Annotated in this window: 4 protein-coding genes; 3 read left to right on the forward strand and 1 reads right to left on the reverse strand. The window is 64.5% G+C overall.

The features are described 5' to 3' along the window. Positions 1 to 84 precede the first annotated feature (84 nt). The 3 genes from BUA29_RS11795 (at position 85) to BUA29_RS11805 (ending at position 1,804) form a co-directional block, all read left to right on the forward strand. On the forward strand, positions 85 to 957 hold the full coding sequence (locus tag BUA29_RS11795; protein ID WP_072756705.1) for a crotonase/enoyl-CoA hydratase family protein: 873 nt from the start codon (positions 85 to 87) through the stop codon (positions 955 to 957). A gap of 179 nt (positions 958 to 1,136) precedes the next feature. After that, on the forward strand, positions 1,137 to 1,388 hold the full coding sequence (locus BUA29_RS11800; protein WP_143148946.1) for a FitA-like ribbon-helix-helix domain-containing protein: 252 nt from the start codon (positions 1,137 to 1,139) through the stop codon (positions 1,386 to 1,388). Then, positions 1,385 to 1,804, forward strand: coding sequence for a type II toxin-antitoxin system VapC family toxin (locus BUA29_RS11805; RefSeq protein WP_072756706.1), 420 nt, complete (start codon positions 1,385 to 1,387; stop codon positions 1,802 to 1,804). Before BUA29_RS11800 ends, BUA29_RS11805 begins: the two co-directional genes overlap by 4 nt. A gap of 64 nt (positions 1,805 to 1,868) precedes the next feature. Here the strand turns inward: BUA29_RS11805 and BUA29_RS11810 are convergent, their stop codons facing one another. Continuing rightward, positions 1,869 to 2,231, reverse strand: a complete 363-nt coding sequence (locus BUA29_RS11810; protein WP_072756707.1) for an Hpt domain-containing protein — start codon at positions 2,229 to 2,231, stop codon at positions 1,869 to 1,871. Between the last annotated feature and the right edge of the window lie 131 nt (positions 2,232 to 2,362).

The raw sequence follows: 2,362 nt of genomic DNA on the forward strand, positions 1-2,362 counted from the left end.
GTCAGCCCCAAAGCCTGGGTGAAGAGTTGTTCTTGCATCCGCCAAGGCTGACATCATCCGGCGGCCCGTTCCACACCAGACGCGATGGAGCCCTCGCTTTACCCCACCCTGCGGATCAGCACCGATCACACTGCTGGCGTGCATTGGTGCCATATGCACGCCGACCTGGCCCATGCCCCGGGCCGCGCCTGTTTCAAGCCGGCCCTGGTGGAAGACATCCTGCGCTATCAGCAACGCCTGACAGAACAGCTATGGCAGGAGCGTAGACAGGGTGACGCCACCCTCAAGCACGTGGTGCTGGCCTCTGACTGCCCGGATGCCTTCAACCTCGGTGGGGATCTGGAATATTTCTGCGATGCCATCCGCCGTCAGGACCGCGCCGCCCTGCTGCATTACGCCCGGCAGTGCGTACGCGGCGTACATGCGTTCCACGACGGCCTGGGGGCCGGCGCTCACAGCATCGCCCTGGTTCAGGGGGATGCACTGGGTGGTGGCTTCGAGGCGGCCTTGAGCTGCCACACCATCGTGGCCGAAGAAGGCGTTGGCATGGGGTTGCCGGAAGTCCTGTTCGACCTGTTTCCCGGCATGGGGGCCTATTCCTTCCTGTGCAAGCGCATTGCGCCGCACAAGGCCGAGCAGTTGATGTTAAGCGGCGAGGTCCTGTCCAGCGATGAGCTCTATCGCATGGGCCTGGTGGATGTGCTGGCCCCGCGTGGCCAAGGCGTGCAGGCGGTGGAAGACGTCATCCGTCGCAACCGGCGCATCCCGCATGCGCGCAGCGCGATGCACAAGGTCCGTGCGATGGCGCAGCCGGTCAGTCTGGACGAACTGATGGCGATCACCGAAACCTGGGTGGACACCGCCTTGCAGCTTGGCGAAAAGTCGTTGCGGACGATGGAGCGCTTGGTGCGCGCACAGTATCGCCGCCATGGCAATGGCGCGCCCGGTCAGGCATGAACGCCTGCCCAGGAAAGGCACGCACACATCCCGCCTGCACGCGTGCCGGCCGCGACGTCGAGTCCGGGCACATGTCCCGGGCTCGACGCGACGAATCCGATCAGCTGGTAGCAGCCTTGTCTGTATGACTGCATGTAACTATGATGACTGCACTGAAGCATAAAACGCGAGATGCCATCATGGCCACCCTGACCGTTCGCAATCTGCCCGACGAGGTGCATCGCGCCTTGCGCCTGCGCGCAGCCCAGCACGGGCGCAGCACGGAAGCAGAAGTGCGCGCCCTGCTGGAAGAAGCCGTCAAGCCGCAGGGCCGGCTGAAGCTGGGCTCTTGGCTTGCCGACATCGGCCGCAAGGTGAAACTCACCGATGCGGAAGTGGCGCTGATCAATCAGCGCGACACCTCGGCCCCCAGGGCGGTGGATCTGGAATGATCCTGCTCGACACCAATGTGATTTCCGAGCCGCTGCGCGCCGCACCCGATGCGCGTGTGGTCGCCTGGCTCGATGCGCAGCCCGCCGAGACCCTGTTTCTGTCCGTGGTTACGGTGGCCGAGCTGCGCCTTGGCGTGGCACGGTTGCCCGCCGGGCGTCGCCGCAACGGTCTGATCGAGCAGTTGGAGCGTCAGGTACTCCCCGCCTTTGCGGGGCGGATACTCCCGTTCGATCTGGCGGCAACCCAAGCCTATGCCGAGGCGATGGCCAAGGCGCAAGCAGCTGGTTTGGCCGTGAGCATGGCCGACGGCTTCATCGCTGCGATCGCGCTTGCCAACCACATGAGCGTGGCGACCCGTGACACCTCTCCCTTTGTGGCGATGGGGGTTGCGGTCATCGACCCTTGGGCGGCCTGATCCCAGCAACCAGCCAAAACACGACCGAATACCGACTCAAAACTCAAACAAGGCGCCAACGATCTCAGAGCGTGTCCTCGCGCGCCGGCGTCCAGCTTCCCCGCGCTGCCAACGCCTGTTGTCCCTGCCGCACGCGCTGGATCAGAGTCTCCAGATGGCGTTGCCAGTCGCGGGCCAGCTCGAAGCCGGTCATCCGCATCAACGCACCACTCAGGCTCGCGCACTGCAGCAGGCCAAGATTGCCTGCAACACCCTTGAGGGCATGGGCCTGCTCGCGGAACTGGTCCCAGTCACCCGCCTCGCCGGCCACGCGCATCCGCTGCAAGGCCACCCGGGCATCGGTCATGCATTGACCGATGAACTCTGCTTCGAAGGCCTTACCCATTCCGAGCGAAGCAAACTCGTCCAGCACGGACGGATCCAGCACTTGTTCGCCGGAGACATGGACAATCGGGCGCGGCGATTCTGGGCTCCATCGCGTCTGGTGTGGAACGGGCCGCCGGATGATGTCAGCCTTGGCGGATGCAAGAACAACTCTTCACCCAGGCTTTGGGGCTG

This window comes from Thermomonas hydrothermalis, assembly GCF_900129205.1.
Lineage (GTDB): Bacteria > Pseudomonadota > Gammaproteobacteria > Xanthomonadales > Xanthomonadaceae > Thermomonas > Thermomonas hydrothermalis.